Genomic DNA, 20,461 nt, shown 5'->3' on the forward strand with positions numbered 1-20,461 from the left:
CGGGAGGTCACCTCCGCCAGATCCTCGACCTCAACCTCGATGGGGTCCATACCGCACCTCGCTTTCTGTGTGCCGTCGATCCTCTTGGCCAGGGCAGGGCCGGACGCCGTCAGCGTCCGGTGAGCCCCGTCTTGTGGGCCGCGAACGCGTGTGCGTCGGCGGCCAGTCCCACGGCCCTGCTCACCGCGCGCGGGCCGTGCCCGACGTCGCGTTCGTAGCGCAGCAGGGCGGCCGGGCGGTCCCCCTCCTCGCCCGCCGCCGCCAGCAGCGCCGCGCACATCTTGCGCGGGTGGGCGGCGTCGGTCCGGGTGTCGCCGTCGAACCCGGTGAGCAGGACGCTGGGATGTCGCAGCCCCGGTGTGCGCATGGCGGAGTCCAACGCGCGGTGGTAGGGGGAGTAGGAGACCAGGGCGGCGAAGTCGTCGGGGTCGGCCGTGGTGCCGAACTCGCGGGTCCACATGCGGCCCAGCCCGAGGCGCTCGAACCGCACCATGTCCGCGAGCGGGGCCGAGGCGATCACCGCCGCGCACAGGTCGGGGCGGGCCGTGGCGGCAGCCAGCACGAGCAGACCCCCGGCCGAACCGCCGGAGAGGCACAGTTCGGAGCGCGCGCACCAACCGGAGGCCACCAGGGCGTCGGCGGCGGCGACCAGGTCCCGCACCGCGCGCGGCTTGTGGCGGCCCGACCCCTCCAGGTGCCACCGGCGTCCGGCGTCGCCCCCGCCCCGCACGTGTGCCACGGCGTAGCGGCCGCCGGACAGCAGCCAGGCCAGCACGGTCGCGCTGAACCCGAACTGCCGAGGGCGTCCGAAGCCGCCGTACGCGTGCAGGAGGGTCGGCGCGGAACCGTCGCCGCCGGAGGCGTCGAAGACGGTGACCGGCACGCGGGTGCCGTCGGAGGACCGGCACCACAGGACGGTGCGGACCACGGAGGAGGAACCCTCGGAACCGGTGCGTGTACCGGTGCGTGTTCGGGGGGCGGGACCGTCGGGGAGGGGCCAGGGTTCGGGCGCGGTCTCGCCCGGAGAGAGTCGCAGGACCCTCTGTTGGGTGGCCACGTCCGCGTAGCCGAGGAACACGGCGCCGTCCGGGGCGGCGACGGGCCCCGAGACCATACCCTCACCCGGCAGTTCCACGGTGTGCGAGCGGGCACCGGTGACGGCGTCGTGCACGGAGGCCTCGCTGATGCCCAGCCGTGTGCGGACCACCAGCAGCGCGGTGCCACCGGGCGCTCGGTACGGGCAGAAGGCGTCCAGGGTCGCACCGGGGTCCTCGGGGACCACCTCCCGCCAGTGCTCGGGCGAGAGCCGGTCGGCGGGGGCGCCGGGCTCCACCACGCACACGCGGCGGCGGGGCGCGTCCAGGGTGGTGCGCAGGTACAGCAGGCCGTCCGGGCCCGGGCGCACCTCGGTCTCGGCGTCGTGGTCCACCTGGAGCGGCACGAACCGAGGCCGCTCGACCGGGTGCGCGGCCAGGTCGGCCAGCCACAGGTCGGTGCGGTGTCCGGTGCCGTGGCTCTCGGTGACCAGCAGCCAACGTTCGTCCAGAACGCGCACGCCCGGCACGGTGCCGGGGCCGGTGCACGGGTACACGAGGGTCTCCGCGCCGTCCACGACCCGGCGCAGCCACACGCCGCGCACGCCTCGGGCGCCGTCGCGACGCACGTAGTAGAAGGCCCGCCGCTCGCCGGGCAGCCAGGCCACGTGCGAGTAGCGGACACCGGACACGGTGGGGCCCACGGTGGAGCCCGTGTCGGTCCGGACCACGCGCAGACCGCCGCGCTCCACTCCTCCCGAGGAGGTCTGGAGGGCCACCAGGCGGCCGTCCGGGCTCGGCTCCCAGGAGTCCAGGGTGGTCCTCCCGGTGGGGTCGTCCACGCAGGGGTCGTAGACGGTCAGCGGACCGGTGTCCGAGGTGGAGGAGTGCTCTTCCGTGTCGGGGCCCGCGGTGGCGGATCCGCTCGGATCCCCGGGCCACACCACGAGGCGGGGGTGTTCGCTCCCCGAGTGGCGAACCGTGCAGAACAGCGCTCCGGAGCGGTGGACCGGCGGCGACCACAGGTCGCTGGCCACCAGGGCGCGGATGCGCTCGGCCAGCGGTTCGCGCAGGGGCCAGGTGGCCGCCTCGCGCTCGTACTCCCGCCCGCGTTCGGCCAACCAGCGCAGGGTCGCGGGGGAGTCGGACGTCTCCAGCCAGCGGTAGGGGTCGGGGACGGGATGGCCGTGCAGGGTGTCGACGACCGACACGGGGTCGGTGGCCGGGGCGGTTCCGGGGGCTCGGTTACGCACCATCACATGGTTCAAGCGGCCCGACGCGACGGTCAAGGAAGAGATACCTGGCCCTGAGGGACGCGACTGTGTCCCTGAGGGAAGGTTTGTGGGTCGGGCCAGCCAGGACCGCCGGGATGGTCGAGCGCTGGACAGGGTAGGTCTCCGCCAAGGGGCGGCCCCGTCCCGAGGTGACCGCTGGAGTGGGGAGTGGACCGTGGAGAACACCGAGCGCAGGACCCCCGGGCCGCGCCGTTCGCTGGGAGCGGCGCTGTGCTTCGCGGCGGCGGTCCTGGCGACGGCACTGGTCGGCGCAACCGCGGCGGCTGACTCCGGCGCCGTGTACGCCGGCCTCGACCTGCCGGTGTGGGCCCCACCCGCGTGGTTGTTCGGCCCGGTCTGGACCGTCCTGTACGTGCTCATCGCGGTCGCGGGCTGGCTGGTGTGGCGAGCGGCGGGGATCCAGGGGGCTGTGGTCTTCCTGGGTGTCTACGTCCTCCAACTGCTGCTGAACGCCGCCTGGACGCCGCTGTTCTTCGGCGCCGGGCTCTACGGTCTCGCGCTGGTGGACATCCTGCTCCTGGTCGTGGCGGTGGCGGGCACGCTGTTCCTTGCCCGTCCGCACAGCAGGACGGCTGCCCTGCTCCTCGTCCCCTACCTGCTGTGGGTCGCCTTCGCGGCCGCGCTCAACGCCGCCATCTGGCTGGCCAACTGACGGGTCCGACCCTGCGGCGCCCGAGCCGTCGCCGGAGGTGCGAGGGACCGCGACGACGGAGACGGGCGGCGCCCCGGAGGATGGGGCGCCGCCCGCGCGTCCGGTCCGGGGAGGTGTGGACCGGACCTGGGGAGGGTCGATCAGACGTTGTCGGGGTGGCCGATCGCCAGGCCGCTCTCCTGGTCGAAGAAGTGCAGCTGGCTGACGTCCACCGCCAGGCTGATGGTGCTGCCCGGGCGCACGCTGCTGCGCGGGCTCACGCGGGCGGTGAACTGCGAGCGGTTGTCGCCCAGCGGCAGGGCGGCCTCGGCGCTCTCCTCGTCGTCGCCGGCGGCGTCCTTGGCCAGGGCGGCCGCGTCCTCGTGGCGGACGGGCGGAGCGTCGATGCCGAAGATCACGTTGATCTCGGTTCCCAGCTCCTCGGTCACGTCGGCGGTGACCTCGATGCGGGTGTCACCGCTGCCGTCGAGCTCGGCGTCGCTGAAGTCCGAGGGACGGATGCCCAGGATCACCGAACGGCCCACGTACTCGCTCAGGCCCGTGCGCTCCTTGAGGATCCCGGCCGGGACCGGGAGTTCGTGCCCGGCGAACCTCAGTACGGCGCCGTCACCGTCGCGGGAGAGGTCGGCGTCGACGAAGTTCATCGCCGGGGAACCGATGAATCCGGCCACGAAGAGGTTGACGGGGGAGTCGAAGAGTCGCTTGGGGGTGTCGACCTGCTGGAGGCGGCCGTCGCGCAGGACCGCCACCCGGTCGCCGAGGGTCATGGCCTCGATCTGGTCGTGGGTGACGTAGACGGTGGTGACGCCCAGACGCTCGTGGAGCTGGTTCAGGGAGGCGCGCATCTGCACGCGGAGCTTGGCGTCCAGGTTGGAGAGCGGCTCGTCCATGAGGAAGGCCTGCGGCTCGCGCACGATGGCGCGGCCCATCGCCACACGCTGGCGCTGACCGCCGGAGAGCGCGCCCGGCTTGCGCTTGAGGTAGGGCTCCAGACCGAGCATGTCGGCGGCCTCGCCGACACGGCGGGCGATCTCGGCCTTGGGGGCCTTGCGCAGCTTCAGACCGAAGGCGAGGTTCTGCTCGACGGTCATGTGGGGGTAGAGCGCGTAGTTCTGGAAGACCATCGCGATGTCGCGGTCCTTCGGCGGACGGTCGTTGACGATCTCGTCGCCGATCAGCAGCGTCCCCGCGGAGATCTCCTCCAGTCCCGCGATCATGCGCAGCGCGGTGGACTTGCCACAACCGGACGGGCCGACGAGCACCATGAACTCGCCGTCGTTGATCCGGAGGTTGAGGTCGTCGACGGCCTTGACGTCGCCGCCGTAGATCTTGTCGACGCCCTCAAGGACGATCTCCGCCATGGCTGTCAGCTCCCGCGTTGGCTCGGTGATGTGGCGTATCCGATGGTGGGCGGAGGTTTCCGGGGCACGTTGACCCCGCCAGGAACCCCTCCACCCGAGCCCGATGTTCGAAGTTGATCGAAACGGGCTGAATTCTTGATCACATCAGACCTGATCGCGATCAAAATGTCCAGAGCGGTTTTGATTTCGATCCGATTGCGGTCATGCGCAAACCGCACCCGGTCAGCTGGCGTGCGCGGCTCAGGTGCGTTAGCCTGGCGCACGGTTCATCACGTTCTCCCCTCCCACCACTTGGGTCGGCGGCCACGACACGGCGGCCGGGTTGAGACAAGGGGTCGGGGAGTCTGGGTAACCTAACGACCAGTCCAGCACTGGACGGACCGGTTGTGCGGCCCCCACTCGTCCGATTGGACGCTGCATCACGCGCCAGGTGCAGCTGGGATCGGGTGAGGAGCGGAGTACCGCGACCGGGCGGGGGGTTGGACCCGGAAAAGGCCCGAACATCCAGTAGACAACGGTCTTCCGAGCTCGCCGCCGACGGGACGGAGCCGGTCCGAAGGGTGGCTCGGGCCTTTTCCGCGTCCCCCCAATATGCTGACCGCCAGGACCTCAGTACCCAGCGGAAAGCGAGCATCCCACGTGGTTGCCGAGCAGAAGGGGTCGGAGCCAGCTCCGAGCCCCGAAAGACCCTCGCCGAACACCACGGCGCCGGAGTCCGAGGCGCGGGCCACGACGTGGTCCCCCCTGGCCCCGGGGCACCGCTGGGGACGCCTCGACCCGCTGTGGCGCACCCTGGCCGCCGTCGGAGCGGGTCTGGCCCAGCTCTTCGCGCTCCCGCCGTACGGGCTGTGGTGGCTCGGGCCGCTCAGCGCCGCCCTGCTCCTCCTGGCCGTGAGCGGAACGCGCATGCGACGCGCCGCGTGGCTCGGTGCCCTGTCCGGCGCCGCGCTCATGGTTCCGCTGGTCCACTGGCAGGACATCTTCGGCTTCGACGTGTGGTTGGCCGTCGCCGCCCTCGAGACCGCCTACTTCCTTCCCATGGCCATGGGGCTGTCCCTGGTCGCGCGGCTGCCCTACTGGCCGGTCTGGACCGCCGCCCTGTGGGTGGCCCAGGAGGCGGTGCGCGCCCGCTGGCCGCTCGGCGGGTTCTCCTGGGGCAAACTCGCCTTCGCCCAGCCGGACACTCCCTTCGTGGGATACGCCGCTCTGGGGTCCTCCGCGCTGGTGTCCTTCGTCGTGGCCCTGACCGGGGCCATGCTGGTGTGGACGGTCCTGCGCGCCGTGACCGCCAGGGGCCGCGCGCGGGTGCTCCTTCCGGCCCTGGGCCTGGCCACCAGCGCGGCGATCGTCCTGGGCGGCCTCGTGGCCCCCGCGATCGGCCGCCCGGCTCCTCTGGAGACCGTCACCGTCGGCATGGTCCAGGGAAACGTGCCCAACGTCGGTGAGATCTCGATCCTCGGCGAACGCGCCCAGGTCCTCCACAACCACGCCGACGGCGTCTCGGAGCTGGCCGAGGCGGTTCGGGAGGGTGAGTACCCCCAGCCCGACCTCGTGCTCCTGCCCGAGAACGCCAGCGACATCGACCCCTTCCGCGACCCCGAGGCCGCGAGGACCATCGACGGCGCCGCCCAGGACGTGGGCGCGCCCCTCCTGTGGGGGCTGAGCCGGTTCAACGACGACGGCACGCGCCACGTGCAGAGCCTCGTGTGGGACCCCGAGACCGGTCCGGGTGACGCCTACGACAAGCGCCACCTCGTCCCGTTCGGCGAGTACGTCCCCTACCGTGAGTTCTTCACGCGGTTCGTCTCCCGCCTGGGCCAGGTCAGCTCCGACGCCATCCCCGGAACCGACCCCGGCGCCCTGGAGATCGGCGGCACCACACTGGCCATGGGCATCTGCTTCGACGTGGCCTTCGACTCGCCCGTGCGCGAGTCCGTGGCCGCGGGCGGCCAGATCATCGTGATCCCCACCAACAACGCCAACTACAACTTCACCGGCCAGTCCCAGCAGCAGCTGGCCATCACCCAGCTGCGCGCCGTCGAACACGGTCGACCGGCGGTGGTGGTCTCCACCAGCGGTGTCAGCGCGGTCATCGAGCCGAACGGCCGGGTGGCCTACGAGTCGCCGGAGGCCGAGCGCGACATCAACGTCGCCGAACTCACCGCCATGGAGGGCCCCACGGTCGCCACGCGTCTGGGCCCGGCCCCCGAGGCCCTGCTGGCGGCGCTCGGTCTGGGCGCGGTGGTCGCCTCGGTCGTCGTCTCGCGCAGGTCCCGGGCCTGAACCCACGGCTCCGCCCCACCGGTCCGGTCCCCTCGCGGGCCGGACCGGCGGCGCCCGACGCGGGTGGGAGCGTCCGGACCGGGAACCATTCACACCACGGGTACGTTCTCTCCAGCAAGAGGAGACCCGACTCCGGCCCACGACACTGAGGATGATTCGCGATGCCGCTGCTGATTGTGCTGGCGCTGATGGCACTGCCCTTCCTTGAGGTGGGCCTGATGATCTGGGTCGGCGGACAGATCGGCGTGCCGTGGACACTGGCGGCGTTGGTCTCGCTGATGGTCCTGGGAGTGGCCGTCCTGCGCCACACCGGCCGGGCCTTCCGCGAGGTCGTCCAGGAGGCCGACGAGGCCATGCGCACCGGCGAACAGCCGCGCAAGGGCCTGCTCGACCCCTTGATGCTCATGGCCGGTGGCATCCTGCTTGTGATCCCCGGCTTCCTCACCGCCGCGGTCGGTCTGCTGCTGGCCACCCCGGTCACCCGGCCCGCCCTGCGGTGGGTGTTCGCCGGTTGGGCGGCCCGACGGATGAAGAAGATGCAGGAGCGCGTGAACGAGGAGTTCGCCGCCCGTGGCGCCACCATCCCGAACCAGGCCCCCTTCGGCCCCGGCGGTCCCGCGGGTTCCGGCACGCCCGCAAATCCGTTCGGCACCACCCCCGGAAGCGCCCCCGGCGCGGACGGCGGCGACCGCTCCGCCACCAACCGCGGCCGTGTCATCCAGGGCCAGTTCGAGCCCGAGGACGACGACCGCGCCTGAGGCGCGTCAGGCGCTCCCGTCCGTTTCGGCCCCGGTCCCGGACCCGCCGGATTCGGTGACGGACACGTAGGCGCCGACGATGCGGGCGATCACCGTGGTGAGGAACAGGGTCCCCGCCACCGCCTCGGCGGTGGCCAGCGACCGCGCCCACGGGGTGAGCGGCACCAGGTCGCCGTAGCCCAGTGTGACCAGGGTGACGAAGCTCAGGTAGGTCAGGTCCTGCCAGTCCACTGCCGTGCCCGGGGCCAGGGAGTCCTCGAACGCGCCCGGCCACAGCGCCTCCACGATGCCGAACAGCGCCGCGAACACCCCGCCCAGCAGCAGGTAGGCGCAGATCGCCGCCATGATCAGCTGCGGTCCGGTCTCGCCCCTGTGCCGCTGCCGGTACGTGAACACGAACACGAGCAGCTTCAGGATCAGATAGCCCTGGAACAGCACCACGGCGCAGAACAGCCAGAGACGGGCGGTGGGGACCTCGGGGTGCAGGGCCGCCCAGAACCCGGCGGCCAGGAACACCGCGGACAGCACGGCCACGGGGACCAGGCGATGGCCCTCGGCCCGCACCACCCGCACGCCCAGGAGGACCACGGCCGGGTACAGCAGGACGTACAGAATCTCCCAGACCTGTCCGCGCAACGTCAGCGGATACGCGAAGTGCAGCAGTACCGAGGCGGTCAGGAACGCCACCAGGGGGTGTGTGAGCCCCGGTCGACCACGCATGCACGCCCCCTCCGTTTGCACCGACGGCGCCCCGGACGACGCCACCGGTCGCCGGGAGGCTAGCCCGGGGACGCACACGGCCGTGTGAGGCGCGGGAGGTGTTTGCCCGACTTTGGAGCGCCGTCGGTACTCGGCAGACCTATCGGCTGCGAGCATCCTCAGGGAGCGGGGCCACCAGGGTCCGCGCCCGAACGCGGAGGAGCACCATGAGCGCGAGCATCCCCGAGCCGGTCGCGTCGTTCATCGACAGGGTCAACGACCACGACGAGCAGGGGTTCCTGGACGCCTTCACCCCGGACGGTGTGGTGGACGACTGGGGGCGCGAGTTCCGGGGGCGCGAGGCCATCAAACGGTGGAGCGACGTGGAGTTCATCGGTGCCCGGGGAGTGCTGGACGTGCGCTCGGCCGAAGCCACCGGGGACGGCGTCACCGTGGTCGGCGACTGGCGGTCCCAGCACGCCAACGGACCCAGTTCCTTCGCGTTCTCCGTCGAGGGGGACCGCATCGCCCGGATGACCATCAGGGAGGGGTGACCGGCGACACCTCGACCCCCGGAGGGTGGGATCGCGGACCGGCCACCGGTGCGTCCGGGGGCATATCGGACGACAGGATGTTCGGCTCACCGGCACTGATCGTTTCGATCACTTTCGATCAGGGGAGTGGGCGCAATCCGTTTCCCGCCTCCGGGCCGCGCCCGAATCAGAGGTCCGTCGCACGCCCGTGGAGCCGGGCGTGCAGACCCCGGACCTCCTTGCTCAGGGAGCCCACCGGACCCTCCACCGGAACCCCCGGAGCCACATCGTTGACCGGCAGCGCCCGCACCGGACCGGCGGGGACACCCCACTCCTCCAGCCAGGATCCCAACTGCTCCGAAGAGCTGGCGTACACGATGCGCCCGAGGCCCACCCAGGCGTGGGCGGCGGAGCACATCGGGCAGTGCTCGCCCGAGGTGTAGACGGTCGCCGACGCGCGTGCGGCGGGGGACAGGTGCTCGGCGGCCCAGCGGGCGATCGCGAACTCCGGGTGCCGGGTGGAGTCGCCCCCGGCCACGTGGTTGTGGTCCTCGAACAGCACCGCGCCGTCCGAGCCCACCAGCACGGAACCGAACGGTTCGTCGCCACTGTCCAGCGCCTCGGCGGCCAGGTCGACCGCGCGCCGCAGGTGACGCAGATCGGTCTCGTCCACCATCACGGGGCTCCTTCCCTCGGGTTGGGCGCCAACGTATCGCGGGGCCCGCCCTGCCGGGGCAAACCACTGGCCGACCCGGGCGCGTGTGGCTACGCTGCGACCCATGCAGATCAGCATCCGGCCCTACGATCCGGGCGACCGCGAGACCGTGGTCGACATCGCGCTGCGAGCGTGGGAACCGGCCCACCGGGCCCTGGAGCGGACCCTGGGGACGCGACTCCACCGACAGGTCGTCGGAGACTGGCGCCGGGCGCACGCGCGCGACGTCCGTGAGGACCTGGACTCGGAGGAGGCGCTCGCGTGGGTGGCGGTGAACGACCACGTGAGCGGGTTCGTCACCGTCCGGTTCGACCGCGAGGGCGGCACCGGTCTGGTCCACCTGCTGGGGGTCGACCCCGACCAGCAGGGGCGGGGCACGGGCACCGCGCTCACCGAGTTCGCCGTGGACCGAATCCGGGAGGAGGGCATGGCCGTCGCCGTGATCCGGACCGGCGGCGACGAGGCGCACGCCCCGGCACGGGCCGTCTACGAGAAGGCCGGCTTCGTGGCCTCGCCGGTGGTGCACTACTACCGGAGCCTGTGAGCCGTCACCGCCCGAGCGTGCGGGGTCGGCGTCCGGCACGCATGCCGTTGGCGATGACCACCACCTCCGCCACCTCGTGCACCAGGACCACCGCCGCCAGGCCCAACACGCCGAACAGGGCCAACGGCACCAGGACGACGATGATCGCCAACGACAGTCCGACGCTCTGCCACATGACGGTCCGGCAACGGCGGGCGTGTTCCAGCACCACGGGCAGGTGACGCAGATCCTCACCCATCAGGGCGACGTCCGCGGTCTCCACGGCCACGTCGGTGCCCATCGCCCCCATGGCCACGCCGAGGTCGGCCCCGGCCAGAGCCGGGGCGTCGTTGACCCCGTCGCCGACCATCGCCACCGGGCCCCCGGCGCGCAGCTCACCGACCACCCGCGCCTTGTCCTCGGGCAGCAGACCGGCGTGCACCTGGTCCGGGTCGATTCCGACCTCGGCGGCCAGTGCCCGGGCCGTGACGGGGTGGTCCCCGGTCAGCATCGCCACCCGGTGGCCGGAGCGGCGCAACTCCGCGACCACCTCGGCAGCCTCGGGCCGCGGTTCGTCCCGGACCGCGAGTGCGCCCGCCACGGCGCCGTCCTCCTCCACCACGACCACGGTGGCCCCCGCGTCCAGCAACCGTTCGACCTCGCTCGTGAGGGGCCCCGGCGCCACCCAGCCGGGACGGCCCAGACGCACCTCCACGCCCTCCACCCGGCCGGTCAACCCGTGTCCGGGCACCGCACGGACGTCCCGCGCGGGAGGGGGCACGGGGTGCGCGGCCAGTACGGCTCGGGCCAGCGGGTGTTCGCTGCGGGCCTCCAGCGCCGACGCCAGGGCCAGGACCCGCTCCCGAGTGTGTCCGGGGGCGGGCACCACCTCCACCACGGCGGGCGCGTTCCGGGTGAGGGTCCCGGTCTTGTCCAGGGCCACCACCCTGACCCTTCCCATCGCCTCCAGCGCGGCACCGCCCTTGACCAGCGCGCCCTGGCGTGAGGCGGCGCCGACGGCGGCCACCACGGTCACCGGCACGGAGATCGCCAACGCGCACGGCGAGGCCGCCACGAGCACGACCAGAGCGCGTTCGACCCAGGTCATGGGGTCGCCCATGAGCGACCCGACCACCGCCACCAGGGCGGCCACGATCATGACCCCGGGGACCAGGGGACGGGCGACCCGGTCGGCCAGCCGCTGCCCCTGACCCTTGCGTGCCTGCTCGGCCTCAACGACGCGCACCACCCGCGCCAGGGAGTTGTCCTCGGCACCGGCGGTCACGGTGATCTCCAGCGGGCCCGTTCCGTTGACCGATCCCGCGTACACGGCCTCGCCGGGGCCCGCCTCCACGGGCACGGACTCCCCGGTGATGGCCGAGGTGTCCAGGCTGGTGTGCCCAGAGGAGATCACGCCGTCGGTGGCCAATCGCTCGCCCGGACGCAGCACGAGGGTCTGCCCGGGCCGGATCCGGTCGGGGGAGACGGTGTGCTCGATCCCGTCGCGCAGGACGGTCGCCCGCGCGGGCACCAGGTCCAGCAGGGCGCGAAGACCGCGCCGGGTGCGGGCGACGGCGTAACCCTCCAGGCCCTCGGCGACGGTGAAGAGCACGGCCAGCATCGCCGCCTCCCCCACCTCGCCCAGGGCCACGGCTCCGAAGGCGGCCAGGGTCATGAGGGTGCCCACGCCGATCCGGTCCCGGAACGGACCCGGTCCGAACAGGCGGCGCAGGGTGACCGGGACGAAGGTCCAGCCCGCGACCACCAGCGCCGCGGACTTCAGGAGGAGGGGGAGTGGGTCGGGGGTCCCGAACCAGGCCGCCGCGTACCCGGCGAGGAGCAGGGGCGCGGCGACGGCGGCGAAGCGGATCTCGGGGACCTGCCGGAGCCGGGTGGGTTCCTCGGGTTCGGTCGTCCGCCCGGGAGCGGTCGGGGCGTCGCCGCAGCAGGTGTCGCTCACCGCGCACCGTCGCCGCTGTCGGTTCCGTAGGTGGGGCACAGGGCGACCGCGTTGCCCGTGGCGGCGAGGAGCGTCTCGGCGGCCGCGAGCAGGTTGATCAGTTCGGGGCGGCTGAGGGAGTAGAACACCTGGCGACCCTGGGGGCGGCCGTCGACCAGCCCGCAGTCCCGCAGGCACGACACGTGCTTGGAGACCGTGGACTGGGCCAGGCCCAGCTGGTCCACGAGGTCGGTCACGCGTGCCTCGCCCCGTGCCAGGCGTTGCACGATCGCCAGGCGGGTCCCGTCGGAGAGGCTGTGGAAGAGGGCCTCGGCGGCGTCCAGCCCGGAGCCCGCGCAGGCCCCCTCCACGTCATCATTGATCGTCATGCGACGATCATATTCTGTTCTGACGATGAATCAGTACGGGGGCCCGTCGCGGTCCCGCGGTCACACGTGCTCGGCCGCCGTTCTCGAAGCGGCCAGCGTCTGGGAGATCTTCGCGGCCAACCGAGCCGAGGGCACGTCCGTGTGGGGCCGCCACGCGAGGGCGTCGGAGGCGCCACCCCTCGCGGGCACCGTGGCGGCCGTCGCCCGGTACAGGTACAGGAACGTGAAGTGCACGTGCTCGGGCTCGCCCCGGTCCGGGTCCTCCTGGACGCGGTGGACGTCCAGGTCCAACGGGAGCGCCTGCGCGTCCGACCCCGCCCGGGAGACCTCGATCCGCTCGGGGGCCAGGCCCGTGGACTCCGTCAGACGACCCAGCGACGCCTCGTCCAGCGCACCGTCCTCGGTGGTCAGGTGCCCGCCCGGCAGGAGCCAGGGGCCCTGTTCGCCCTCCCGGACCATCAGCACCCGCCAACACGGGTCGAGCACCACGGCCCCCGCGGTCACGTGTCCCACACGGAACTCCTTGGGCGAGGACAGCTCGTGCCCGCCGTCCAGGGCCCGCACCAGGGGGTCGGCCGCGTCGACTTCCTTGGGGAAGCGCTCCAGATAGCCGTCCAGCACGGCGCGGACATGCGTGTTGGGGATGCTCAATGTGGCTCCTGTCGATCCGGACACGTGGCGCCCCCAGGATCGCGGCTCGGCACCGGCCCTGAACAGTTCCCACGCTGACCGGCCCCGAGGTGGTACCCCGAACCCCCGCTAGGCGGCGGCGCGGCTCGTCATCCGGTCGTCCACCACGCGGATCACCGTGATCACCGCGATCGCCACCCCCGCCACTGCCAGCCCGGTCAGGACCTTGGTCGGATCACTCACGTCGAGGTCGAAGAACCAACGCCCCCACGGAGTCACCATGGCCAGAGTCAGCAGACCCACCATGGAGCCGACCAGCGCCACCTTCCACCACACGTACGGCTTGGCCACCAACAGCAGCACCCACAGCGTGGTCGCGCACAGAGTGATGACCACCGCCGTGCGGTCCGCCGGGTCCGGGACCGTGCGCCCGCCGAGCACCAGCAGGTAGGTCGTCACCGCGGCCAGCCCCGCCACCAGCCCCGAGGGGATCGCCAGCCGCAACGTCCGCAGGACGAACCCCGGCCGGGCGATGTCGGTGTTGGGCGCCAGGGCCAGGAAGAACGACGGGATGCCGAAGGTGACCGCGTTGATCAGCGTCGCGTGCCGAGGGAAGAACGGGTAGGCCACCGCCAGCAGGCCCACGATGATCGCCAGCGTCATCGTGTACACGGTCTTGGTCAGGAACAGGCTGGCCACCCGCTCGATGTTGCCGATCACCCGGCGACCCTCGGCCACCACCCTGGGCAGGACCGCGAAGCGGTTGTCCAACAGGACCAGCTGGGCGACCGAACGCGAGGCGGGGCTGCCCGAACCCATCGCCACGCCGATGTCGGCCTCCTTCAGGGCGAGCACGTCGTTGACGCCGTCACCGGTCATCGCCACCGTGTGCCCGCGGTCGCGCAGGCCGCGGACCATGTCGCGCTTGCGTTCGGGGGTGACCCGGCCGAACGCCGAGCGGCCCTCCACCTCCCGCGCCATCCGCTCCGGCTCCTCGGGCAGGTCCCGGGCGTCCATCGGGCGGTCGGCCCCGGACAATCCCAGTTCGCGGCCGACCGCGCCCACCGACGCCGCGTGGTCGCCGGAGACGATCTTGACGTCCACGCCCTGGTCCGCGAAGTAGTCCAGGGTGGGCCGGGCGTCCTCGCGTACCCGCTGGTCCAGTACCACCAGAGACACCGGCTCCACCGTTCCCGGGGCGAACTCGTCGTCCACCCGGGCCGAGGCCCGCGCCAGCAACAGCACCCGCAGCCCCTGGGCGCCCAGGCGGGCCGCCTCCGCGGCGGCGGGAGAGGCCGGTTCGGCCAGGACGTCGGCGGCGCCGAGCACCCAGTGCCCCTCACCCGACGGTGTCAGCAGGCTCGCCCCGCTCCATTTGCGGGCGGAGGAGAAGGGGGCCAGCGCGGTGACGGTCCAGTCCGGGGCCTTCCGCCCACCGGCCGCGCACCCCTCAGCGATCGCGGCCATGCTCGGGTTCGGGTCCGGGTCGCTCGCGGCCAGCGCGGCCAGCACCAGAGTGGGGGACTCCGAGGAACCGCCCAGGTCACGGATCTCGGCCAGCTTCATACCGACCTCGGTCAGCGTGCCGGTCTTGTCCGTGCACACCACGTCCACCCGGGCCAGACCCTCGATCGCGGGCAGCTCCTGCACCAGGCAACGGTGGCGCCCCAGCCGGATCACCCCCACCGCGAAGGCGATGCTCGTGAGCAGGATGAGGCCCTCGGGGATCATCGACACCAACGCCGCCACCATGCCGCGCAGGGCGTCGGCCAGCGGCCCCGGGACGCCCCCGGAGTCCGGCTGGTCCAACGCGACCTGACCGTTCATGAACAGCTGGCTGTAGACGAGCAGGGCGCCGATCGGGAACAGGGCGTAGGTGATCCAGGTCAGGATCGCGTTGATCCCCGACCTCAGCTCGGACCGCACCAGCGAGAACCGGCTCGCCTCCTCGGCCAGGCGCGCCGCGTACGCGTGCCGTCCCACCTTCGTCGCCCGGAACCGCCCGGCCCCAGCCACCACGAAGCTGCCCGACATCACCGTGTCCCCGGCCTGCTTGAGCACGGGGTCGGCCTCTCCGGTGAGCAACGACTCGTCGATCTCCAGACCCCCGGCCCAGGTCACGACGCCGTCCACCACCACCTGGTCGCCGACCCCGACCTCCAGGACCTCGTCCAGGACGATCTCCTGGGTGGACACCCGCACGGTGGCGCCAGCGCGTACCACCCGGGGTCGCGCGGCGTTGACGATCGCGAGCCTGTCCAGGGTGCGCTTGGCGCGCAGCTCCTGGGTGATGCCGATCAGCGTGTTGATCACGATGACCAGCGCGAAGAGGCCGTCCTGCACCGGTCCGATCACCGCGATGACCGAGAACAGGACGGCGATCATCGCGTTGATGCGGGTGAAGACGTTTCCTCGGATGATCTGCCCGACACTGCGGCTCGCCCGGACGGGGACGTCGTTGGTCCGTCCGTCCGCGACGCGTTCGGCGACGTCATCCCTCGACAACCCCTCCTCCGGGAGCGGCCCCAGGAGGACGGACCGGCCCGGCGCGGGCTCGGTCGGGAACGGACCCAGTCGGGACCGGTCGGTTTCTTCGGGCACGGAGGGCTCCTGGTTGGCGAAGGAGGGCGAAGGGGGACCGGAGCGGTGAAACCCCCGCTCAAACGGTCCTGGCGTCAACGCACACAAGACTAGGGAGCCCCCAGAGTAGAAGAGCACACCCCGGCCGCGCCGTGGTGCCCGGCCGACCCCCCGTCTTGGGGCCAGCACCACCCTGACCAGGGATCGTGTCCCCAGCGGGCACGCACGGGGGTTCGCGTCGTAGAGTCCTTGGCAAGGGACCCGAACGCGTGGGAGACAACGAGATGTGCACGGTGATCGTCGGTTTCGATCCGGACTCCAGGACACCGCTGGTCGTCGCCGCGCTGAGGGACGAGATGCGCTCACGCCCGTGGGCCTGGCCCGCGCCGCACTGGCCCGAGCGTCCCCACCTCGTCGGTGGCCGTGACCAGCTCGCCGGAGGCACCTGGCTGGCCGTGGATCCCCGCAGGCGACGCATGGCCGCCCTGCTCAACGGCTGGCCGTGGGACGGCACGATGCCGTGGGAGGGTACCTACCCCGCGAGCAGGGGCGACCTGCCGCTCAGGGCGCTGTCCACCCAGCGCGACCCCCTCGCTGGCGAGGACCCCACCCGCTACGCGCCCTTCCACCTGCTCGACGCCGACGCGTACAGCGCGACCCTGTACAGCTGGGACGGACGATGTATGGACGTCCGCTCCCTTCCCCGAGGCGTGACCACGCTGGTCAACACGGGTCTGGACCCCGCCGACCCCCGAGCCGCGCGGCACACCCCGGAGTTCGCCCGCACGCGACCCGACCCGGACCTGCCCGAGGCGACCACCCCGGAGGAGATCTGGGGCGAGTGGCCCGCGCTCATCGGCAAGGCGGCCCACGAGCGGCCCCGGTCGGCGGGCACCACCCCGGGAGGTGACCCGACGGGCCTGATCGCCCACGCGGACCTGGGCGACGGCCAGGTGTGGGCCACCGGCTCCGTCACCCTGGTCGCCCTGGACCGAGACACGGTGCGCTACGCCTTCACCGACACCCCCGCCGCCCCCGAACCGTGGAGCATGATCGACGTCTAGGCGCGGGTGGTCCAAGGACGGACGCGAAGGACGTGCGGCCCCGCCCTTGGAGGGCGGGGCCGCACGTGTGGAGCCGGGTGTCAGACCGTCAAAAGGAACGCCAGCGCCACGAGGAGCGTCACCGAGGTGAAGGCGGTCAGGGCGACGAGGGCGTTGCCGCGGAGGCGCTCCGCGTCACCGGGGGTGAAGGGGTCGGGATCGGTCTGGTTCACGGCCCCGTTCTGCCGTGCCCTCGGCCGGGTCTCCAAAGGACCTAGTCCAGGGAGTACACGCGGACGTAGTCCACGCGCATCTCCTGGGGGAGCTGGGTCGTTCCGTCCGGGTAGCCGGGCCAGTTGCCGCCCACGGCCACGTTGAGGATCATGAAGAACGGCTGGTCGAACACCCACGGGTTCCCCCGGGTGTCCGCCGCCGTGTAGGTCTGGTAGGCGATGCCGTTCACGGACCACGTGATCGAACCCGGCCGCCAGTCCACGGCGAACGTGTGGAAGGTGTCGGCGAACGACCATCCCTGCGGGTGCATGTAGGAGCCGGTCAGCGGGCTGCCGCCGAAGTATCCGGGCCCGTGCAGGCTGCCGTGCACCAGGTGCGGTTCGCGGCCGATGTTCTCCATGATGTCGATCTCGCCGGAGTCCGGCCACGGCGTGTTCGGGAAGTTCGAGCCCAGCATCCAGAAGGCGGGCCAGATGCCCTGGCCGCGCGGGATCTGGATGCGCGCCTCGACCCGGCCGTACTGGGGCTGGACCTTGTTCTGGGTGGTCAGGCGGGCGGACGTGTAACCGCCGTGGGCCTCCTGGCGGGCCGTGATGACAAGGTGGCCGTTACCGTCGAGTGCCGAGTTGGCGCGGCTGTTGGTGTAGTTCTGGAGCTCGTTGTTGCCCCAGCCGTGGTCACCGGTCTCGTGGTTCCAGTTCGCGGGGTTGGGGGCGCTTCCCGCGGGGCCGTTGAACTCGTCCGACCACACGAGCGTGGCCCGCATGTCGGACTCCGTGGTGGACGCTGAGGCGGTGGCGGGGGAGAGCAGGGCCGCGGCGGTGATGACCGCCATGAACAGGGCGCGGTGCATGGGCTACTCCGGGGGGAAGCCCCACAGGGGCGGTGGAGTACCGGGTCCGACACGCGTGTCGCGACCCAGTGTGGTCACCTGGTGACCTTTGGTTCTGAAAAGTTACTGTACGTTTAGTAATTCGGAAGCACAAGACCGGGTTCTCCGGGTTTTCTCAGAAGTTTTTCGAAAGCGCGTCATAGGCGCCGTGGTGGATCGTCTCCTTCAGGAAAGACGTTCGACGATCCACCGAGGAACCCACATGCTGAGCGCCCACGCCGTCCCCGCGCCCCTGTTCGACCCCGCCGACCTGGTGGGGCAGTGGGTACGGGTGAAGAAGGACGGCACCGTCGGGCTCCTGACCCGCGCCGACCACACCGGCTGGGCGCTGCGTACCCCGACCGGAGCCCTCTCCGGCCGCGGGCGTCTGGTCGCCGAGCCGCTCACCCGCCGGTCCGAGGCCGGGCCGGTCCGCCGCCGCCTGCGCGCGCTCAAGGACGACCCCGGCTTCCCGGGCGCCGCTGACCTGGACCTTCTCGATCTCCAGCTGGCCGCCCACCCGTGACCGCCGGTGCGTCGTGCGCCTTCGGCCGACCGCCACCTGTCTAGGGTGGAGGAGCGAGGTCGAGGGCACACCGCGGCGTGAGCCACGACCTAAGGAATGCGTAAACCCCCTGCGTGATCGCGGCGTCTCTCTGAGAGACGGCGCATTCGCCGTCGGACACGCGTGGAACGCACGCGTACACAGCAGGGGGCACCACCATGGGCCGAAGCGGCAACCTCATCGAATCCGGGGCGTACTGGCTGCTCTACGTCGTCTCCTTCAGTGGCGCCCTCCTGCACTGGCGCCTGGGCAACGAACTCCTGGCGACCCTGTGCGGCGGGACCGCCCTCCTCAGCGTCCTGCTCATCGGCCGGGTCAGGATCCCCGCCGCGCCACAGGAACGGTGACCGGTATTCCCGCCCCACCTGGGGAAATCATCACCTTCCACCCCACCCGCTATCTGTGCGTTTGTCGCGTGCACGTGCGGATAGGCTTCCCGGTATGCGTTCATGGTCTGCGCCTGACATCGTCCCCCTGCCGGGTTCCGGCGGCCCTCTCCGTATCCACGACACCGCCACCGGACGGATAAGGACGACCACGCCGGGCTCCACCGCGGGTATGTACGCCTGCGGCATCACCCCCTACGACGCCGCCCACCTGGGGCACGCCTTCACCTACCTGACCTTCGACCTGGTCAACCGCGTGTGGCGGGACGCCGGGCACGACGTCAACTACGTCCAGAACACCACCGACATCGACGACCCCCTGCTGGAGCGGGCCGAGGCCACCGGAGTCGACTGGCGCGACCTCGCCCACCGGGAGATCGACGTCTTCCGTGCGGACATGGCCGCCCTGTCGATCATCCCGCCCACGTCGTACGTGGGCGTCGTGGAGTCCGTCGACCTCATCAGCGAGCTCGCCGTCCGCATCCGCGAGACCGGCGCCGCGTACGAGGTGGACGGCGACCTCTACTTCTCCGTCGAGGCCGCGTCGAAGTTCGGCGAGATCAGCAACCTCAGCCGCGAGGAGATGCTCGACCTCTTCGGCCAGCGGGGCGGCGACCCGACGCGCGCGGACAAGAAGGACCCCCTGGACTGGCTGCTGTGGCGTGCCGAGCGCCCCGGTGAACCCGCGTGGGACAGCCCCCTCGGGCGCGGCCGTCCCGGCTGGCACATCGAGTGCAGCGCCATCGCCCTGGACCGGCTCGGCCCCTCGTTCGACCTCAACGGCGGCGGCAGCGACCTCATCTTCCCGCACCACGAGATGGGCGCGGCCGAGACCCGTTGCGCCACCGGTCAGCCCAACGCCCACAACCACCTGCACGTGGGCATGGTCGGTCTGAACGGCGAGAAGATGTCGAAGTCGCTGGGCAACCTGGTCTTCGTGTCCAAGCTGCGCAAGGAGGGCGTGGACCCGGCCGTCATCCGGCTGGCCATGCTCGACCACCACTACCGCGCCCCGTGGGAGTGGACCGACGCCGAGCTGCCCGCCGCGACCGAGCGCGCCGAGCGCTGGCGTGCGGCGGTGGCCCTCGGAGCGGGGCCGGACGCGGCCCCCGTGCTGGCCGCGGTACGTGCCGCGCTCGCCGAGGACCTGGACTCCCCCTCCGCGCTCGCGGCCGTGGACGCCTGGGCGGCCACCGCGCTGACCCAGGGCGGCACCGACACCTCGGCCCCCGGTCTGGCGCGCACCACCGTGGACACACTGCTCGGCGTCGTGCTCTAGACGACCGCCGTCCACGGTATCCTCACACCTCCGTGCCCGTTCCCGTCCGGTTCGTCAGGGACGGGCACGGAGCCTTGTCTCAGCCCCTGGGCCGTGGCACCCCCGGCCCCGTGGGGGCGGTGAAGTCGGGGAACCGGACCGTCTCCGCGTCCGGGAGCAGCCGCACCACGGGGACGCCGTTGGCGGGGTCGGACCCGATCCGCTCGTAGGCCTCGGATCCCTCCACGTCGTGACCGAGCCCGCGCATCAGCTCGGCGGCCGCCACCGGGTGGCGCTGCGCGTAGTGGGCGAGCGCGCGTCCGGACTCCCGCGGGGGGAGCGGTTCGGCCACCCCTCTGCGGCGCTGGTTGCCGACCTGGAACAGGACCCGCGGTTGCGCGCGGATGTTGCGGAACCACTGGGACCGGTCCCCGTAGCCCGAGGCCACCAACACCGCCCCGGTGGCGTCGTTGCGGCCCACCACCTCGAGGACGGCCTGGCGTGCCTCACCGGTGGTGCGTCCCCGGTGCGTGAGCAGGACGAAGCGCTCGCCCAGGAGCGCACCCAGGCCCAGTCGGTAGATCCAGATCGGGGCGCGGTACATCGCGCGCCCGAGTGGGTCGCGCGGGGGTTGGGCGAACGTCATGGCGGCCTCCTGACCTGGGGTTCCAGCGCCCGAGTGTAGTGATCCGCCCGGCACCGGGGCTGGGACG

The 20,461-nt window shown here is 72.0% G+C and carries 20 protein-coding genes; 9 read left to right on the forward strand and 11 right to left on the reverse strand.

Translation table 11 applies throughout. The annotated features are described in order from the left end of the window. Positions 1–109 precede the first annotated feature (109 nt). Positions 110–2,290: a prolyl oligopeptidase family serine peptidase gene (locus ADX84_RS02100; protein WP_049566481.1), complete on the reverse strand. Its 2,181-nt coding sequence runs from the start codon at positions 2,288–2,290 to the stop codon at positions 110–112. 193 nt (positions 2,291–2,483) lie between these two features. On the opposite strand from ADX84_RS02100, the gene ADX84_RS02105 reads away from it, so the two are divergent. Continuing rightward, positions 2,484–2,981 carry a TspO/MBR family protein gene (locus ADX84_RS02105; protein WP_049566483.1) on the forward strand — a complete coding sequence of 166 codons (498 nt, stop codon included), beginning with the start codon at positions 2,484–2,486 and terminating at the stop codon, positions 2,979–2,981. A 140-nt stretch (positions 2,982–3,121) separates the two neighbouring features. Here ADX84_RS02105 and ADX84_RS02110 read toward each other — a convergent pair whose 3' ends face one another. Continuing rightward, on the reverse strand, positions 3,122–4,342 hold the full coding sequence (locus ADX84_RS02110) for an ABC transporter ATP-binding protein (protein WP_049566487.1): 1,221 nt from the start codon (positions 4,340–4,342) through the stop codon (positions 3,122–3,124). A gap of 639 nt (positions 4,343–4,981) precedes the next feature. Here ADX84_RS02110 and lnt point away from each other — a divergent pair. After that, positions 4,982–6,625, forward strand: coding sequence for an apolipoprotein N-acyltransferase (gene lnt, locus ADX84_RS02115; RefSeq protein ID WP_049566490.1), 1,644 nt, complete (start codon positions 4,982–4,984; stop codon positions 6,623–6,625). Positions 6,626–6,786: 161 nt separating this feature from the next. Beyond that, positions 6,787–7,383 carry an FxsA family protein gene (locus ADX84_RS02120; RefSeq protein WP_049566492.1) on the forward strand — a complete coding sequence of 199 codons (597 nt, stop codon included), beginning with the start codon at positions 6,787–6,789 and terminating at the stop codon, positions 7,381–7,383. A 6-nt stretch (positions 7,384–7,389) separates the two neighbouring features. On the opposite strand, the gene ADX84_RS02125 is transcribed toward ADX84_RS02120, so the two are convergent. After that, a complete protein-coding gene (locus ADX84_RS02125; protein WP_049566495.1) occupies positions 7,390–8,103 on the reverse strand; it encodes a potassium channel family protein in 714 nt (237 codons plus the stop codon). A 206-nt stretch (positions 8,104–8,309) separates the two neighbouring features. Between ADX84_RS02125 and ADX84_RS02130 the strand changes: the two genes are divergently transcribed. Continuing rightward, positions 8,310–8,636 carry a nuclear transport factor 2 family protein gene (locus ADX84_RS02130; RefSeq protein WP_049566498.1) on the forward strand — a complete coding sequence of 109 codons (327 nt, stop codon included), beginning with the start codon at positions 8,310–8,312 and terminating at the stop codon, positions 8,634–8,636. A gap of 166 nt (positions 8,637–8,802) precedes the next feature. On the opposite strand, the gene ADX84_RS02135 is transcribed toward ADX84_RS02130, so the two are convergent. Beyond that, entirely contained in the window at positions 8,803–9,291 is a 489-nt protein-coding gene (locus ADX84_RS02135) for a nucleoside deaminase (RefSeq protein ID WP_049566501.1), read from the reverse strand. Between the two features lie 103 nt (positions 9,292–9,394). Here ADX84_RS02135 and ADX84_RS02140 point away from each other — a divergent pair, with 103 nt between their 5' ends. After that, positions 9,395–9,874, forward strand: coding sequence for a GNAT family N-acetyltransferase (locus ADX84_RS02140; RefSeq protein ID WP_049566503.1), 480 nt, complete (start codon positions 9,395–9,397; stop codon positions 9,872–9,874). A gap of 4 nt (positions 9,875–9,878) precedes the next feature. On the opposite strand, the gene ADX84_RS02145 is transcribed toward ADX84_RS02140, so the two are convergent. The 4 genes from ADX84_RS02145 to ADX84_RS02160 form a co-directional block, all read right to left on the reverse strand. Then, positions 9,879–11,813, reverse strand: a complete 1,935-nt coding sequence (locus ADX84_RS02145) for a cation-translocating P-type ATPase (protein WP_049566506.1) — start codon at positions 11,811–11,813, stop codon at positions 9,879–9,881. Beyond that, positions 11,810–12,181, reverse strand: coding sequence for a helix-turn-helix transcriptional regulator (locus tag ADX84_RS02150; RefSeq protein WP_049566509.1), 372 nt, complete (start codon positions 12,179–12,181; stop codon positions 11,810–11,812). The genes ADX84_RS02145 and ADX84_RS02150 overlap by 4 nt, the downstream gene beginning before the upstream one ends. 60 nt (positions 12,182–12,241) lie before the next feature. Further along, positions 12,242–12,832, reverse strand: a complete 591-nt coding sequence (locus tag ADX84_RS02155) for an NUDIX domain-containing protein (RefSeq protein ID WP_049566511.1) — start codon at positions 12,830–12,832, stop codon at positions 12,242–12,244. 108 nt (positions 12,833–12,940) lie between these two features. Further along, positions 12,941–15,412, reverse strand: coding sequence for an HAD-IC family P-type ATPase (locus tag ADX84_RS02160; protein ID WP_369801039.1), 2,472 nt, complete (start codon positions 15,410–15,412; stop codon positions 12,941–12,943). A gap of 263 nt (positions 15,413–15,675) precedes the next feature. Here ADX84_RS02160 and ADX84_RS02165 point away from each other — a divergent pair, with 263 nt between their 5' ends. Next, entirely contained in the window at positions 15,676–16,455 is a 780-nt protein-coding gene (locus tag ADX84_RS02165) for an NRDE family protein (protein WP_049566581.1), read from the forward strand. 80 nt (positions 16,456–16,535) lie between these two features. On the opposite strand, the gene ADX84_RS26935 is transcribed toward ADX84_RS02165, so the two are convergent. Together ADX84_RS26935 and ADX84_RS02170 are read right to left on the reverse strand one after the other, a co-directional pair. Beyond that, on the reverse strand, positions 16,536–16,667 hold the full coding sequence (locus ADX84_RS26935) for a hypothetical protein (RefSeq protein ID WP_255352542.1): 132 nt from the start codon (positions 16,665–16,667) through the stop codon (positions 16,536–16,538). Positions 16,668–16,708: 41 nt separating this feature from the next. After that, positions 16,709–17,521: a family 16 glycosylhydrolase gene (locus ADX84_RS02170; protein WP_049566514.1), complete on the reverse strand. Its 813-nt coding sequence runs from the start codon at positions 17,519–17,521 to the stop codon at positions 16,709–16,711. Positions 17,522–17,762: 241 nt separating this feature from the next. On the opposite strand from ADX84_RS02170, the gene ADX84_RS02175 reads away from it, so the two are divergent. The 3 genes from ADX84_RS02175 to mshC all read left to right on the forward strand — a co-directional run bounded on the left by ADX84_RS02175 (position 17,763) and on the right by mshC (position 19,769). Beyond that, complete coding sequence (locus ADX84_RS02175) at positions 17,763–18,065, forward strand: hypothetical protein (RefSeq protein ID WP_049566517.1); 303 nt, start codon at positions 17,763–17,765, stop codon at positions 18,063–18,065. A gap of 197 nt (positions 18,066–18,262) precedes the next feature. Continuing rightward, positions 18,263–18,451, forward strand: a complete 189-nt coding sequence (locus tag ADX84_RS02180) for a hypothetical protein (RefSeq protein WP_053107235.1) — start codon at positions 18,263–18,265, stop codon at positions 18,449–18,451. Between the two features lie 94 nt (positions 18,452–18,545). Further along, the gene (gene mshC / locus ADX84_RS02185; protein WP_082206252.1) at positions 18,546–19,769 is read left to right on the forward strand and encodes a cysteine--1-D-myo-inosityl 2-amino-2-deoxy-alpha-D-glucopyranoside ligase; all 1,224 of its coding nucleotides are present in this window, start codon (positions 18,546–18,548) and stop codon (positions 19,767–19,769) included. Positions 19,770–19,848: 79 nt separating this feature from the next. Here the strand turns inward: mshC and ADX84_RS02190 are convergent, their stop codons facing one another. Next, on the reverse strand, positions 19,849–20,394 hold the full coding sequence (locus tag ADX84_RS02190) for a nitroreductase family deazaflavin-dependent oxidoreductase (protein WP_049566523.1): 546 nt from the start codon (positions 20,392–20,394) through the stop codon (positions 19,849–19,851). Between the last annotated feature and the right edge of the window lie 67 nt (positions 20,395–20,461).

The sequence above is a fragment of the Nocardiopsis sp. SBT366 genome (assembly GCF_001083815.1).
GTDB lineage: Bacteria > Actinomycetota > Actinomycetes > Streptosporangiales > Streptosporangiaceae > Nocardiopsis > Nocardiopsis prasina.

Excerpts from the sequence above, each read along its gene's own strand:
- ADX84_RS02150 (WP_049566509.1), bottom strand. The coding sequence starts at position 12,181 with ATGACGATCAATGATGACGTGGAGGGGGCCTGCGCGGGCTCCGGGCTG.
- ADX84_RS02175 (WP_049566517.1), top strand. The coding sequence starts at position 17,763 with ATGCTGAGCGCCCACGCCGTCCCCGCGCCCCTGTTCGACCCCGCCGAC.
- ADX84_RS02125 (WP_049566495.1), bottom strand. The coding sequence starts at position 8,103 with ATGCGTGGTCGACCGGGGCTCACACACCCCCTGGTGGCGTTCCTGACC.
- ADX84_RS02100 (WP_049566481.1), bottom strand. The coding sequence starts at position 2,290 with ATGGTGCGTAACCGAGCCCCCGGAACCGCCCCGGCCACCGACCCCGTG.
- mshC (WP_082206252.1), top strand. The coding sequence starts at position 18,546 with ATGCGTTCATGGTCTGCGCCTGACATCGTCCCCCTGCCGGGTTCCGGC.
- ADX84_RS02165 (WP_049566581.1), top strand. The coding sequence starts at position 15,676 with ATGTGCACGGTGATCGTCGGTTTCGATCCGGACTCCAGGACACCGCTG.
- ADX84_RS02190 (WP_049566523.1), bottom strand. The coding sequence starts at position 20,394 with ATGACGTTCGCCCAACCCCCGCGCGACCCACTCGGGCGCGCGATGTAC.
- ADX84_RS02180 (WP_053107235.1), top strand. The coding sequence starts at position 18,263 with ATGGGCCGAAGCGGCAACCTCATCGAATCCGGGGCGTACTGGCTGCTC.
- ADX84_RS02130 (WP_049566498.1), top strand. The coding sequence starts at position 8,310 with ATGAGCGCGAGCATCCCCGAGCCGGTCGCGTCGTTCATCGACAGGGTC.
- ADX84_RS02140 (WP_049566503.1), top strand. The coding sequence starts at position 9,395 with ATGCAGATCAGCATCCGGCCCTACGATCCGGGCGACCGCGAGACCGTG.
- ADX84_RS02170 (WP_049566514.1), bottom strand. The coding sequence starts at position 17,521 with ATGCACCGCGCCCTGTTCATGGCGGTCATCACCGCCGCGGCCCTGCTC.
- ADX84_RS02110 (WP_049566487.1), bottom strand. The coding sequence starts at position 4,342 with ATGGCGGAGATCGTCCTTGAGGGCGTCGACAAGATCTACGGCGGCGAC.
- ADX84_RS02135 (WP_049566501.1), bottom strand. The coding sequence starts at position 9,291 with ATGGTGGACGAGACCGATCTGCGTCACCTGCGGCGCGCGGTCGACCTG.
- ADX84_RS02120 (WP_049566492.1), top strand. The coding sequence starts at position 6,787 with ATGCCGCTGCTGATTGTGCTGGCGCTGATGGCACTGCCCTTCCTTGAG.